This is a genomic window from Rhizobacter sp. P3_B12 (assembly GCF_056402895.1).
In genome coordinates this window covers 1-13,748 of sequence record NZ_JBFUGN010000068.1, presented here as the reverse complement: position 1 = coordinate 13,748, position 13,748 = coordinate 1, and the positions used below count along the sequence as shown (strand labels likewise).

Here is a 13,748-nt window from a genome sequence, read left to right as displayed (position 1 = left end):
GGCTACCTCTATGTGCTGACTCCCTCCGGCGTCAAGCGGCGCATCGAACTGACCAAGTCCTTCCTTGATTTCAAGGAACGCGAGTACGAGACGTTGAAGCGCCAGATTCAGCAACTCCGCCAGGAAGTGGCCGCCAATGGCCATGGGATTTCGCCCGACAACTGAAACGAACCGACACCCATGGAACAGAACGCAAAGATCCACGTTGCCGGGCGTCGATGGCCCGGCCCACGCGATGACCGTCGCTGATACGCGTCCTCCCGCTCCTGAACCCCCCCTTCGCAAGCCCCCTCATGCTCAACGACAAGTCCATCCTCATCACAGGCGGCACCGGCTCCTTCGGCAAGGCGTTCGTCAAGACCGTCCTGGAGAAGCATCCCGACATCAAGCGACTGGTCGTCTATTCGCGCGACGAGCTGAAGCAGTTCGAGATGCAGCAGCATTTCTCGAGCAAGAAGTACGAAGGCTTGCGCTACTTCATCGGCGACATCCGTGACGAGAGCCGCCTGCGCCGCGCGCTCGAGGGCATCGACGTCGTCGTGCACGCGGCCGCGCTCAAGCAGGTGGTTGCTGCGGAATACAACCCCTTCGAATGCATCAAGACCAACGTGCTCGGAGCCCAGAACCTGATCGAGGCCTGCCTGGATGCCGGCGTGTCGCGGGTCGTTGCGCTCTCGACCGACAAGGCGGCTGCACCGATCAACCTCTATGGCGCCACCAAGCTCTGCTCGGACAAGCTGTTCGTCGCCGCCAACAACATCCGCGGCAAGCGCGACATCCGCTTCAGCGTCGTGCGCTACGGCAACGTGATGGGCAGCCGCGGTTCGGTGATTCCGTTCTTCCTCGAGAAGCAGCGCACCGGCGTGCTGCCGATCACCGACGACCGCATGACGCGCTTCAACATCTCCCTGCAGGAGGGCGTCGACATGGTGTTGTGGTCGATCGAGAACGCATGGGGCGGCGAGGTGCTCGTGCCGAAGATCCCGTCCTACCGCATCGTCGACGTCGCGACGGCCATCGACCCCGAATGCAAGCAGCAGATCGTCGGGATCCGTCCCGGCGAGAAGATCCACGAGGAGATGATCACGGCGAGCGACAGTTTCAATACCGTCGACCTGGGTGGCTACTATGCGATCCTGCCGAGCGGAGGCCCCTTCTCCATCGAGGAGTACTGCGAGAAGAACGGAGCAAAGCCGGTTCCGCAAGGCTTCGCCTATGACAGCGGGACCAACACCGACTTTCTCACCGTCGATCAGCTGCGCGCGTTGATCCGCAAGCACGTCGGAACGCAGCTTGACTGATTGAAGGGCTGACCATGAAACAGATCCCCTACGGACGGCAGAGCATCAGCGAGGAAGACATCGCCGCTGTCGTGTCGGTCCTGAAGTCCGACTTCCTGACGCAGGGACCTGCGGTGCCTGCTTTCGAAGCGGCACTTTGCGCCTACACGGGAGCAGCCCACGCACTGGCGGTCAACAGCGCGACGTCGGCGCTTCATATCGCCTGCCTGGCCCTCGGCGTCGGCCCGGGGGATACGGTCTGGACCACCCCGAATACGTTTCTTGCCACTGCGAACAGCGCACGCTACTGCGGTGCCTCGGTCGATTTCGTCGACATCGACCCCATCTCGCACAACCTGTGCGCCCAGGCCCTCGCCACCAGGCTGGCCGCCGCCCAGCGCAGCAATACCTTGCCCAAGGTGGTGATCCCCGTTCATTTCGCAGGGCAGCCGGCAGACATGGCAGCGATCCACGAGCTGTCGAAACAGTATGGGTTCGGCATCATCGAAGATGCTTCCCACGCCATCGGTGGCTCGTATCGCGGCGAACCTGTCGGCCGTGGCAGCTACAGCGACGTGACGGTGTTCAGCTTCCACCCGGTCAAGCTGGTCACGACGGCTGAAGGCGGCGCGGCCCTGACGCAGAGGGCCGATCTTGCCGCGAAGATGGCCCTGTTCCGGTCGCACGGCRTGACGCGCGACCCGGGCCTGCTGCAGGACCAGTCCCAGGGCCCCTGGTACTACGAGCAACACGCCCTGGGGTTCAACTACCGGTTGACGGACATGCAAGCCGCCCTCGGCGTGTCGCAGATGCGGCGCCTGGACGAGTGGGTGGCCCGCCGGCACGAGATCGCCGACCGCTACGACGCGGCGTTGGCGAACCTTCCGGTGATCACGCCTCGGCGCGTGCCGGGATCCCGGTCCGCACTCCATCTTTATGTGATCAATCTCGTGGAAGGCGCCACGCCGGGCCGCCGCAAGGTGTTCGAATCCATGCGGGCCCAGGGCATCGGCGTCAACGTGCACTACATCCCGGTCCACCTGCAGCCGGACTTCCGGCAGTTCGGCCGTGGGAAGGGTGACTACCCCGTCGCCGAACACTACTACGAGTCGGCGATCTCCCTGCCGATGTACGCCAGCCTCGGCGACGACGATCAGGATCACGTGATCGCATGCCTGCGGAGAGCATTGACGTGAAGCACGCCTCCACGCGGACACCCCGGCTGGCGCTGGGCACGGTGCAGTTCGGCCTCGCCTACGGTGTTGCCGGACGAGCCGAGCCGATCCCGGAAGCCGAGGTGACCACGCTGCTTCGCCGTGCCTGGGATCTCGGAATCGACACCCTCGACACCGCGGCGGCCTACGGATCCATCGAGGGGCGGCTCGCCCGGCTGATGGGAGACCTCGAGTTCCGGGTGATCTCCAAGCTGCCGGCGATGCACGGCGACCTCAGCCCCGCCGATGCGGCGTCCGCAGCGGTCGAGGCGTTTGAAACGTCGCGCCGGCACCTGGGGCCGCGATTGAAGGCCCTGATGTTCCACAACGCAGACGACCTGCAGTCCCCGCAAGGGCGTGCAGCGTGGAACGCGCTGGTTCCGCGTGCTCGAGACGCCGGCATGGTTCTCGGAGCCTCCGGCTACGACCCACAGGCCGTCGCGCGCTTGGCAGCAGATCTGGAGATCGGCATCGCCCAGTTGCCGGGCAACGCGCTCGACCAGCGCCTGGCGGCGGTCGCCTGGCCGGCGGCGGTGGAGTTGCACGTGCGTTCAGCCTTCCTCCAGGGCCTGCTGCTGATGCCTGTCGCCGACGCGCAGAGACGCGTGCCGGCTGCGGCCCCTGCCATCGCCCAATGGCAGGATTGGTGCCGCACCCATGACATGCCGCCCATCCGTGCGGCGCTGTCGGTCATCAAGGGCTGGCCTGTGGTCGGCCGATGCGTCGTCGGCGTGGACAACCTCGAGCAGCTGGAGGAGATCGCCATGCAATGGGAACTCGCCGAGGCGATCCAGGCGCCCGAACTTGCCGTGAATCAGCCACAGGCCGTCGATCCGCGACTGTGGCCCCCGAAGAGGCTCGACTGACATGAAGACCGTCGCCATCATCCAGGCTCGAACGTCAAGTTCGAGATTCCCCGGCAAGGTCCTGCGCCCGTTGTGCGGAATGCCGATGATCGCCTTCATGCTGGCACGCGTGAGCCGCGTCAAGCGCGTCGACCAGGTCGTCGTCGCCACCAGCGACGATGCATCCGACGACGCCCTCGCCGCCTGTGTCCGTGAGCATGGCCACGCTTGCCACCGAGGCAGCCTCGACGACGTCCTCTCGCGCTTCCATGGCGCCGCAGTCGCAGGCGGGGCCGACATCGTGGTGCGCCTCACCGGAGACTGCCCGCTGATGGACCCCGAGCTCGTGGACTCCGTGCTCGAACGACTGGTGGCAGAAGCCGGCTTGTCCTACGCGTCGAATGTGGCTCCGCCCACGTTCCCGGACGGATTGGATGTGGAGGCCTTCACCTTCGACGCCCTGGACGCGGCGCACCGGGAAGCCCGCCTGGGATCCGACCGGGAGCACGTCACGCCCTTCCTTCGAAACCACGGCGACCGATTCCGCTCGGCCAACGTCCGCGGCCTCGGCGACATGTCGCACCTGCGGTGGACGATTGACTACGAAGACGACCTGAAGTTCGTGAGCTCGCTGCTGGCCACGGCTGGCATCGACGACCCCTCTCGTGGCGACCGATTCGATTTCTATCGCGTGCTGGAAGCTCATCCGCGCCTGCTGGCGATCAATCAGCACGGTCGCAATGAAGGGCTCGTGAAGAGCCTGTTGGCTGACAAGATGGGGACGCCATGACCACTCCGATCCAGAAACAGGCATTCCTCGAAGGCGGAGAAGCCGATGCTTGGTTCACCCGCAACAGAGCCAGCCTCGAAGTGGCCTCCCCCTGGCGGATCGAGCTCGCCAAGCGCATCGCAGCACACGTCCGCCCGAACGATCGCGTGCTGGAGATCGGATGCGGGGAGGGCGTGAATCTCGAGGAACTGCGACGCCTCGTCCCGGTACTGGCTCACGGCATCGATCCCTCCATGCAAGCCGTTCGGGCCGGGCTTCAGCGCCTGCCTGACGTCGATCTTCAGTGCGGCACCTCGGATCGGCTGCCATGGCCGGACGCGCACTTCAACATGGTCTGGTTCGGCTTCTGCCTGTACCTTGTCGACCGGTCACTGCTGTTTCGCAGCATCGCCGAAGCCGATCGCGTGCTGGCCGACGGCGGCACGCTGGCGATCCTCGACTTCGACCCCGACGTACCATGCAAGCGCCCCTATCACCACCGACCGGGGTTGTGGTCGTACAAGATGGACTACTCGCGTCTGTTGCTCGCCAACCCCGACTACCGTCTCGTCGAGAAATTCAGCCTGTCGCATGGCGGCGACGGCTGGGTGGCAGACCCGCAAGAACGGCTGGGCCTGTCCATCCTGCGCAAGGACGCCGAACATGCTTATCGCAAGGACTGACCGATGAAAAGCTTCACGAAATCCGAGGCCGCGCTGGCGCGTGCAGAGAAAACCATTCCGCTGGGCAGCCAGACCTTCAGCAAGAGCCGCACGCAGTACCCGCACGGCGTCTCGCCCTACTTCATCACGCATGCGAAGGGCTCCCGCGTCTGGGATGTCGACGGCAACGAATACATCGACTTCGTCAGCAGCCTCGCGTCCATCACGCTCGGCTACCAGGATCCTGATGTCACGAATGCGGTGCGCACCCAGCTCGACTCGGGCGTGATCTTCTCGCTGCCGCATCCGCTGGAAGCCGAGGTCGCCGAACTCATCTGCGAGATGGTTCCCTGCGCCGAGATGGTCCGCTTCGGCAAGAACGGCTCCGATGCCACTTCGGGGGCGATCCGCGTCGCGCGCGCATTCACCGGCCGCGACCATGTCGCCGTGTGCGGCTATCACGGCTGGCAGGATTGGTACATCGGCAGTACGGCCCGCAACCGCGGCGTGCCGGAGGCAACCCGCGCGCTCACGCACACCTTCGCCTACAACGACCTCGAATCCCTGCGCAAGGTGCTGGCGCAGCAGCCCGGTGGCTTTGCAGCGGTGATTCTCGAGCCGATGAACGTCGCCCATCCGCAGCCAGGATTTCTCGAAGGCGTGAAGGCCCTGGCTCACGAACATGGCGCGCTGCTGGTCTTCGACGAAACCATCACCGGCTTCCGCTATGCGAACGGAGGTGCACAGGCATTCTTCGGCGTCACGCCCGACCTCGCCACCTTCGGCAAAGGGCTCGCCAACGGCTACCCCGTGTCGGCTGTGGCCGGCCGGCGCGACGTGATGAAGCTCATGGAAGAAATCTTCTTCTCGTTCACGTTCGGCGGAGAAACGCTGTCGCTGGCGGCCGCCAAGGCCACGCTGCTGAAGCTGAAGCGCGAACCGGTGGCCGAGACGCTGGCCGCACGCGGGAACGCAATCCTCGCCGGCGCGGGCGAGGTGATCAAGACCCATCGGCTGGACGATGTGTTCTCGCTCAGCGGCCACCCGTCCTGGACGTTTCTCAATCTGAAGGAGGCCCGTGGCCACAGCGTCTTCGAGATCAAGACGCTGCTGATGCAGGAGATGCACCAGCGCGGATTCCTGACGGTCGGCACGCACAACGTGAACTACGCGCACAGCGAGGCCGACATCGCGGCGCTGGTCTTGGCCTATGGCGAGGTGCTGCCGATGATCGGCCATGCGCTCGACCAGGGCCGGTTGCGCTCCCTGCTGCGCTGCGAACCGCTGGTGCCGCTGTTCAAGCTGCGCTGACACATGCGGATCTGCATACGCGTCGATGCTTCGCCGCGCCTCGGGCTCGGGCACATCAGACGCTGCCTGTCGCTCGCACACGCGCTGCACGAAGCCGGCGCGGAGCTGGTGTTCGTCAGCCGGCGCCTCGGCGTCGACGTGGCCGCGCAGCTCGAGGCGACGCCGTTCACGCTGCACCTGCTCGGCGATCAGGGCGGGCCCGAGGTCGTTCCGCCGCTGCAGGACGCCGCCGAGACGCTCGCCGCGCTGCGAACGACTGCCGCAGTCGACTGGGTGATCGTCGACCACTATGCGCTCGATGAAGCATGGCACCAGCACGTGGCACACGTGCTCACGACCCGTGTGGCCGTGATCGACGATCTGGCCGACCGGCCGCTCGCCGCGACATTGCTGATCGATCACAACCTGTCGGCAGATCACCGCGGCAAGTATTCCGGCCGCATCGATGTCGGCACGGCCGTGCTCGGTGGCCCGCGCTTCGCGCTGCTCGGACCGCAATACGCACGAGCCGAACGCCAGCCTTTCAACGAGCAGGTGCGCAGCATCGGCATCTTCCTGGGCGGAACCGACCCGGACAACGTCTCGGTTGCCGCGCTGCAGGCCTGCCGCGAGGTGGCTGGCTTCACCGGACCGATCGAAGTCGTCAGCACCCGCGCCAACCCGAATCTGCCGGCGTTGATGCAGGCGTGCGGCCGCTGGCCGCAGACCACGCTGACGCTTGACCTGCCCGATCTGGCCACCTTCTTCGCACACCATGACCTGCAGATCGGTGCCGGCGGCGGTGCGATGTGGGAGCGCTGCTGCATCGGTGCGCCGACGCTCGGCCTGGTCTGCGCCGAGAACCAGCGCATGGTGCTGCCGCAGTTGGCGGACATCGGCGCCGTCGCGCTGGCGCCCGATCTGCAACCTGCCACGCTCGGCCGCGCGGTCGCCGTGCTGGCCGACGATCCGGCGCGGCGCCTGTCGCTCGCGCGCCAGTCGATGACGCTGGTCGACGGCCGCGGCGCGCAGCGCGTCGCGCTGCACATGCTGGCACCGATGCTTGCAGTGCGACCCGCCACCGCCGAAGACGCGTCGCGCCTGTACGCCTGGCGCAGCGACCCGAGCACACGCCGCGCCTCGCACGACAGCCGCGAGATCGCCTACGACAGCCACTGCCGCTGGCTCGACGGCGTACTGGCCGACCCCGACCGCTCGTTGTGGATCGGCTTCGTCGGTCGCATCCCGGTGGGCTCGATCCGCTTCGACCGCACGGGGCCCGGCCGCTTCAAGGTGTCGCTCTACCTCGACCCCGCGCTGCACGGCCTGGGTCTCGGGGCCGGCCTGCTGGGTGCCGGCGAACAGGCGCTCGGGCACCTGGTGCAGGGCCCCTTCGCCATCGATGCCGATGTGCGGGAGCACAACGCGGCGTCGCGTCGCCTTTTCCTCTCTGCGCACTATACGGGCGAGGGAACGGCGTTTTCAAAGCAGTTCCGCGGCAGCGAAATGCCGTACCAGCCCCAACCGAAAGTTCGGTCATGGTCGTAAGCGACGATTTCATTGCTGCTCTCCAAGGTTCCACCGTGGAGCTGTTCCAGCTGCGGCAATCCGACGTGTCCGCCCCGTACCTCAGCTGGCTGTCGAACAGCGACGTGACCCAGTATCTGGAGGTCCGGTTCGCGACACCGCAGGTCGACGAGCTGCTCAGCTACGTCGAGCACTGCCTGGCATCGCCGAACATCCTGCTACTGGGCATTCGCGAACGGGTGAACGGCCAGCACGTGGGCAACATCAAGGTCGCCTGGAGCCCCAATCACCTGGTGGGCGACGTCGGCATCATGCTCGGTGACCCGGCCAACTGGGGACGCGGTTACGGCTCGCAGGCGGTGCGGCTGCTGAGCCGCTTCGCGCTCGATTCGCTGCGCCTGCGCAAGCTGGTGGCCGGCATCTATCGTTCCAACACGGCAAGCATCCACACCTTCCGCAACGCAGGCTTCGAGCAGGAGGCCGTGCTGCGCGGCCACGCGCTGCTCGACCAACGTCCGGAGGACGTCCTGTTGTTCTCGATCTTCAGCTCCTGACGGCCTCGCCGTCTCCAGAGGCTCCTCAAGGCATTCACATGCAAACATCATTCGACATCGCCGGCCGCCCGATCGGATCCGCCAGCCGCCCGTACCTCATCGCCGAGATGTCGGGAAACCACAACCAATCGCTGAGCCGCGCCCTGGAGATCGTCGACGCCGCGGCGCGCGCCGGCGCCGATGCGATCAAGCTGCAGACATACACCGCCGAGACGATGACGCTCAACGTGCAGGCGGCCGGCTTCGTGATCGAAGATCCCAACAGCCTGTGGGCGGGCCGCCAGTTGTTCGACCTGTACAAGGAGGCTCACACGCCCTGGGACTGGCACAAGCCCATCATGGACCGCGCGGCGCAACACGGGCTGCATTGCTTCAGTACGCCGTTCGACGACTCCGCGGTCGACTTCCTCGAATCGCTCGGCGTGCCGGCCTACAAGATCGCCTCGTTCGAGAACACCGATCTGCCGTTGATCCGCAAGGTGGCCTCCACCGGCAAGCCGATGATCATCTCGACCGGCATGGCCACGCTGGGCGAGATCCACGAGGCCGTGCAGACGGCGCGCGACGCCGGCTGCAGCAAGCTTGTGCTGCTGAAGTGCACCAGCACCTACCCTGCCACGCCGGACAACACCCACATCCGCACCATTCCCAACATGCGCGAAGCGTTCGGCTGCGAAGTGGGCCTGTCGGATCACACGATGGGCTGCGGCGTCGCGGTGGCTTCGGTAGCGCTGGGCGCCAGCGTCATCGAAAAGCACTTCACATTGCGCCGTGCGGACGGTGGGGTCGACTCGTCGTTCTCGCTCGAGCCCGACGAATTCGCGCAGCTTCGCATCGAATCCGAGCGGGCCTGGCAGGGCATGGGCGAGGTGCGCTATGGCGGCTCCAAGGCCGAGGAAAAATCGCGAGCGTTTCGTCGTACGCTGTACGTCGCCCAGCCGTTGAAGGCGGGCGACACGCTGACGGCAGAGAACGTGYGCATCGTGCGCCCGGGTTTCGGTTTGCCGCCGAAGTACTACGACATTGTGCTGGGCAAGAAGATCGGCCGCGACGCCGCCCCTGGCACGCCGCTCACATGGGATCTGATTGCATGAGCAGCACCCGCATCTTCGTCTTCTGCCGGCCCTACCTGATCCCCGACTTCCGCGAGAACGTCGCGGCGTTGGGCAACGGGTTCGAGTTCCGCTTCCTGACCGACGGTCAGAGCGAAGGCACGACTGACACGCGGGCCCGCTTCTAYGCCCGCCTGAGCCAGGCGCCGCAACCGGCGGGCTTCGATGCCGCCGCCGAACAGGAAGTCATCGACCGCTGCCGCTTCCTGCGCAACCTGGCGCCGGACCAGGCCTTGCGGATGCTGCGTGCGATGGCCTCGGTGCTGAGCGAAGAGCTCGACCAGCATGCGCCGGTCGCCGTGCTGTCGCACATGGTCGACGACTACGTCACGCACCTGCTCGCCGAACTGGCGCGCCGGCGCGGCCTGGTGTACGTCGGCTTCGCGTACTCGTACTTCCCGGGCAAGGTGCAGGTCACCGAGTACGGCTACGGACTGCCGTTCAACTTCCGCGAGCCGGACGACGCCGAGACCACCGAGGTGCAGGGGCAGATCTCCGACCGCACCTTCCGGCAGAACTACCTGCAGAAGGACACCTACACGCGGGTGCGGCACCTGAAGGCCATGCTGCGCTACCGCGTGAAGCAGGTGGTTTTCGCGGCCAGGGCGCGGCTGCAGCGCGACCCGCTGCATATGCACTACGCCTGCCTGCCCTTTGTGGTGGAGCGCCGCCGCTGGAGCGACTTCCCGTCGCCGAACGACTTCCATGGCGACTGGCGTGCTCGGCTGGAAGCGACCCGCCAGGGCGCGGCCAAGCCGGTGCTGTACTTCCCGCTCGGCTACTTTCCCGAGGCCACGATCGATTACTGGATCGGCAACCGGCGAGCGCTGCAGTACGAGCGCACGGTGCTCGACATCTGCCGCACGCTGGCACCGCATTTCACCGTGGTGGTGAAGGAGCACCTGCACATGCTGGGGGCCCGCAGCACGGCCTTCTACCGGCAGATCCGTGACCTGCCGCAGGTCATCAGCGTGCCGCCGCTCGAGTACAGCAATGATGTGCTGGCTGCCGCCGACACGGTGCTGATGGGGGCCGGCAGCATCGGCGTCGAGGCGTACATCCGCGGCAAGGCCATCGTGTCGTTCTGCGACACCAGCTATTGGTTCCCGTACGCCAATGCACTGCACGTAGACCTGGACGACCTGGGCCAGTGGCCGCAGCGCATCGCGCAGAAGATCGCCGGCCACGTCGAACCGACGCCGCAGCAGCGGCTGGAGTTCATCCGCCAATGCCTGCGCAGCACCATGCGCCAGCTGCGCCCCGGCAAGCGCTGGCCGATCTGCAACCCGCAGGACCTGGCGCAGGCGCTGGCCACGGCGGCAGCACGGCGCACGGCGCCAGCGGCCCCCGCCCGTCCGGCCGAGCAAACGGCCATCGCGAGCCGGGAAGCCGCATGAGACTCGACCTGCTGGTGCGGCCGTCGCTGTGGTCCTTTGCGGTGCAGCGGGTGTGCACCTGGGCGCCGCTGCGTCGCGTGCTTGCCTCGGGCGTCGCCGCGCTGCGGCCGGCCTGGCGGCCCACGCAGCCGGCGGGAGCCCCTGATCGCACGGCCCGCCTGCGCGCCGAACTGCAGCGCGACGGCGTCGCGTTCCTACCGGCGTTCCTGTCGCCCGACACGGTCGGACGCATCAAGGCGCACCTCGAAGGCCAGCCGCTGAAGGAGCGCTTCGCGCCGGGCCGCAGCGGCTTCACGGTGGATGACGTGCCTGCCAACGTGCACGTGGCCGAGTACGCGACTGCGCACCTGCTGCGCAGCCCGGACATCGTCGCGATCGCGAACCATCCCGAGCTGCTGGCCGCGGCCGCGGCCTACCTGGGTTGCAAGCCGACCATCTCGAGCCTGAGCGTGTGGTGGTCGCTGCCAGCCGACGGCAGCGCGCAGGAGGCGGAGAACTATCATCGCGACGTCGATGAATGGCGCTTCGTGAAGCTCTTCGTCTACCTGAGCGACGTCGACGAAGACGCAGGGCCGCACTGCTTCGTGCGGGGCTCGCACCGGCACCCGGGGTTCCTGCGGATTCGGCGCATTCCCGACCCAGAGGTCGAGGCGGCGTTCAAGCCCGAGGACCAACTGAAGATCCAGGGCCGCACCGGCGACGCCTTCCTGGAAGACACCTTTGGGCTGCATAAGGGGCAGCCGCCGCGCAAGCGCCGCAGGCTGCTGCTGCAAGTGCAGTACTCGATCAATCCGATTGCGGTGTACCGGTATGCGCCGATCCCACCGTCGACGACGGATCAGCAGATCGACCCGTACGTCAACAGGCTCTACCTTCAATCGCAGTGAAACCGCCGCCGCAACCATCAGGAATGCACAGCAGGGCGCTGTACTCCCGCGCCTATGCGTGGGGGTGGGCACCGGTGCTGGTGCTGCTGGCGCTTCCGATAGCTTCGTTCACGGCGCTCTCTGCCTTGCAGATCGCGGGCGTGCTGGTGCTGATCGCAGCCGGCCATGCCGTCCTGCTTCATGGCGAGCACCGGCGCCGCCTGGCGACGCCGGTGCTCGCGGCCCCACCGCAGGCTTATTGGCGGGCCGTGTGGTGCTTTTCCATCTTGTCAATCGTGGGATGCTGGCTGGTTGCGAGGGAGCAGGCTTCGATCCTCGGCGACAGCTCATTCGAGAATCTCCAGGAACGCTATGTGGCGATGGTGCAGGCATCGCTCGAAGGCAATTCCAGTTCGTCGATCCTGTCGAGCATCGGCAACCTGGTCCGCTCATTCTTCTTCGTCGCCCTGGTGGCTTTCGTCGCCTACACGCGAACCAGCGCTGCGCGCTGGAAGAAGTTGATCGCCGCCGCGCTGATCGGCCTGGCCTTGGCAGAGAACTTCCAGTTGAACGTCAGCCGCCTGCAGTTCATCTTCTACATCATCTGCCTTGCCATTGCTGCACACATCGTCGCGCATCCCTGGCTGAAGAAGAAGTGGCCGATCGTGACCGTGGCCGGCCTGCTGTCGATCTTCATGGTCATCACGACCAACCAGCGATTCACGGCATCTTTCGGCGACGACTCCGTCGCGGCCGACTACATCGCGCGGCTGTTCGGCGTCCAGATACTTCCACTCGGCAGCCATGTAATCGACCAGCTCGGCGTGGCGGTCTTCACCTTGTCGATCTACCTGTCGCAAAGCGTTGCGGAACTGATCCGCCTGATCGCGGACAACCCAAGCCCATACGCTCTGGGCAGGCATTCCCTCTTTCTCGTGATATCGCCCGTTCTGCGACTCATCGGATTTCCGCTGACTCCGGGCGCCGACGCGCCCCTGACCAATCAGGGCTTGTGGTGGGGCTTCATGGGTGACCTCTACATCGACTTCGGGATCCTGTTCCCTGTCGCGTTCCTGCTGGTCATGTGGCTGATGGCCAGGACGGCGATCCGCTTCGGCACCGGCCCCGTGTACGGGTTGACCTTGAGGTGCCTGACTGCCGGCATGCTGTTCGTGGTGCCCTACACCGGCATCTTCAACACCTACGCAGTGAGCTATTTCGGAATTCTTGCCCTGGCGGCATGGGAGCGGAAATGCCGCCGCAAGCCGCGGGTGAGCACCATCATTGGATCCCATGCAGCGCACAGCCCCCGTTAGAGTCGTCGGGCTCGACCTGCTGCGCGGCGCGTGCGCCGTGCTTGTCCTGCTCTACCACGTCACGCTGTGGAAAGGGCTGGGAGAGCACCACACATGGGGCCTCTTCGGCGTCTACATCTTCTTCGTGCTGAGCGGGGCCAGCCTGACCATCGCATACCGCGACAAGTTCGATGAGGGGTATCCGCTCACTGCCTTCATCCTGTTGCGCTTCGCGCGCCTGATGCCGCTCTTCCTGCTGGCCAGCGTCGTCATGCTGGTCCACAAGGTTCACGCCGAAGGACCGACCTCGCAGGCCTGGTGGGAAGGCCTCCTGTCGACGTCGCTGCTGTTCGGTCTGGGCAATCCAGGTGTCAACTCGATGGTCCTGGGGGGATGGTCGCTCGGCATCGAGTTCGTCTTCTATCTCGCCTTCCCGGTGCTGATGGCATTTGCCTTCTCACGCTCCCGATGGATCCTGGGAGCCGTCCTCTTTGCGCTGCAGGTCGCCTTCATCGAATTGACGCTGGCCCGAACGCCGGATTTCCGGTCGGCTTGGGCGTCGTACATCCAGCCGCAGGCCTTCGTCGCGTACTTCTTCGCGGGTTGCCTGATCGGGAGATTCGTGCTGGTGGGGGGCAGCATGCCACCGTGGCTGCGGTTCGCACTCGTCGCGGTCTGTGCACCGGCCATCGTCTCGCTCAGCGGCGAAACGGCAACCGCAACGCTGACGGGACCCAGGGGCGTCGTGCTGGCTCTCATGTCCATCGCGCTTGTCTTCGCTGCATCGCAGTTCCGGCCGACCGGGCCATGGACCCACAAGGTCTGCAACTGGTTCGGCGACATCAGCTACGGCACCTACCTTCTGCACCCGCTGGCGTTCATTGCGGTGTCGAAGCTGCTGCCGAACGCCAGCGCCGCAGTCACCATGGCGATCGTC

At 65.9% G+C, this 13,748-nt stretch carries 13 protein-coding genes; all 13 read left to right on the top strand.

All coding sequences use genetic code 11. The features are described from left to right. The first annotated feature begins 293 nt into the window (after positions 1-293). Complete coding sequence (pseB, locus tag AC1D01_RS06400) at positions 294-1,301, top strand: UDP-N-acetylglucosamine 4,6-dehydratase (inverting) (RefSeq protein ID WP_477865230.1); 1,008 nt, start codon at positions 294-296, stop codon at positions 1,299-1,301. A gap of 14 nt (positions 1,302-1,315) precedes the next feature. Next, the gene (gene pseC / locus AC1D01_RS06395; RefSeq protein WP_477865229.1) at positions 1,316-2,476 is read left to right on the top strand and encodes a UDP-4-amino-4,6-dideoxy-N-acetyl-beta-L-altrosamine transaminase; all 1,161 of its coding nucleotides are present in this window, start codon (positions 1,316-1,318) and stop codon (positions 2,474-2,476) included. Then, positions 2,473-3,360, top strand: a complete 888-nt coding sequence (locus tag AC1D01_RS06390) for an aldo/keto reductase (RefSeq protein ID WP_477865228.1) — start codon at positions 2,473-2,475, stop codon at positions 3,358-3,360. The genes pseC and AC1D01_RS06390 overlap by 4 nt, the downstream gene beginning before the upstream one ends. Position 3,361: 1 nt before the next feature. Continuing rightward, the gene (locus tag AC1D01_RS06385) at positions 3,362-4,129 is read left to right on the top strand and encodes a cytidylyltransferase domain-containing protein (protein WP_477865227.1); all 768 of its coding nucleotides are present in this window, start codon (positions 3,362-3,364) and stop codon (positions 4,127-4,129) included. Next, positions 4,126-4,791 carry a class I SAM-dependent methyltransferase gene (locus tag AC1D01_RS06380; RefSeq protein ID WP_477865226.1) on the top strand — a complete coding sequence of 222 codons (666 nt, stop codon included), beginning with the start codon at positions 4,126-4,128 and terminating at the stop codon, positions 4,789-4,791. The genes AC1D01_RS06385 and AC1D01_RS06380 overlap by 4 nt, the downstream gene beginning before the upstream one ends. Positions 4,792-4,794: 3 nt before the next feature. Continuing rightward, positions 4,795-6,081: an aminotransferase class III-fold pyridoxal phosphate-dependent enzyme gene (locus AC1D01_RS06375; RefSeq protein ID WP_477865225.1), complete on the top strand. Its 1,287-nt coding sequence runs from the start codon at positions 4,795-4,797 to the stop codon at positions 6,079-6,081. Positions 6,082-6,084: 3 nt separating this feature from the next. Next, a complete protein-coding gene (gene pseG, locus AC1D01_RS06370; RefSeq protein WP_477865224.1) occupies positions 6,085-7,608 on the top strand; it encodes a UDP-2,4-diacetamido-2,4,6-trideoxy-beta-L-altropyranose hydrolase in 1,524 nt (507 codons plus the stop codon). Between the two features lie 35 nt (positions 7,609-7,643). Continuing rightward, positions 7,644-8,141 (top strand): GNAT family N-acetyltransferase, encoded by a 498-nt coding sequence (locus AC1D01_RS06365; RefSeq protein ID WP_477865223.1) that lies wholly within the window; start codon positions 7,644-7,646, stop codon positions 8,139-8,141. A gap of 38 nt (positions 8,142-8,179) precedes the next feature. Next, the gene (pseI, locus tag AC1D01_RS06360) at positions 8,180-9,235 is read left to right on the top strand and encodes a pseudaminic acid synthase (protein WP_477865222.1); all 1,056 of its coding nucleotides are present in this window, start codon (positions 8,180-8,182) and stop codon (positions 9,233-9,235) included. After that, positions 9,232-10,650, top strand: coding sequence for a hypothetical protein (locus tag AC1D01_RS06355; RefSeq protein WP_477865221.1), 1,419 nt, complete (start codon positions 9,232-9,234; stop codon positions 10,648-10,650). Before pseI ends, AC1D01_RS06355 begins: the two co-directional genes overlap by 4 nt. Further along, positions 10,647-11,537, top strand: coding sequence for a phytanoyl-CoA dioxygenase family protein (locus AC1D01_RS06350; RefSeq protein WP_477865220.1), 891 nt, complete (start codon positions 10,647-10,649; stop codon positions 11,535-11,537). Before AC1D01_RS06355 ends, AC1D01_RS06350 begins: the two co-directional genes overlap by 4 nt. A 74-nt stretch (positions 11,538-11,611) precedes the next feature. After that, positions 11,612-12,832, top strand: coding sequence for a hypothetical protein (locus AC1D01_RS06345; RefSeq protein WP_477865219.1), 1,221 nt, complete (start codon positions 11,612-11,614; stop codon positions 12,830-12,832). After that, positions 12,810-13,748, top strand: a 939-nt coding sequence (locus AC1D01_RS06340) for an acyltransferase family protein (RefSeq protein WP_477865218.1), incomplete at its 3' end; no start/stop codon positions are given. The genes AC1D01_RS06345 and AC1D01_RS06340, both read left to right, overlap by 23 nt.

What these genes read in the sequence shown, in the direction of transcription:
- pseB (WP_477865230.1), top strand. Translation starts at nt 294, where the DNA reads ATGCTCAACGACAAGTCCATCCTCATCACAGGCGGCACCGGCTCCTTC.
- pseG (WP_477865224.1), top strand. Translation starts at nt 6,085, where the DNA reads ATGCGGATCTGCATACGCGTCGATGCTTCGCCGCGCCTCGGGCTCGGG.
- AC1D01_RS06385 (WP_477865227.1), top strand. Translation starts at nt 3,362, where the DNA reads ATGAAGACCGTCGCCATCATCCAGGCTCGAACGTCAAGTTCGAGATTC.
- AC1D01_RS06375 (WP_477865225.1), top strand. Translation starts at nt 4,795, where the DNA reads ATGAAAAGCTTCACGAAATCCGAGGCCGCGCTGGCGCGTGCAGAGAAA.
- AC1D01_RS06350 (WP_477865220.1), top strand. Translation starts at nt 10,647, where the DNA reads ATGAGACTCGACCTGCTGGTGCGGCCGTCGCTGTGGTCCTTTGCGGTG.
- AC1D01_RS06380 (WP_477865226.1), top strand. Translation starts at nt 4,126, where the DNA reads ATGACCACTCCGATCCAGAAACAGGCATTCCTCGAAGGCGGAGAAGCC.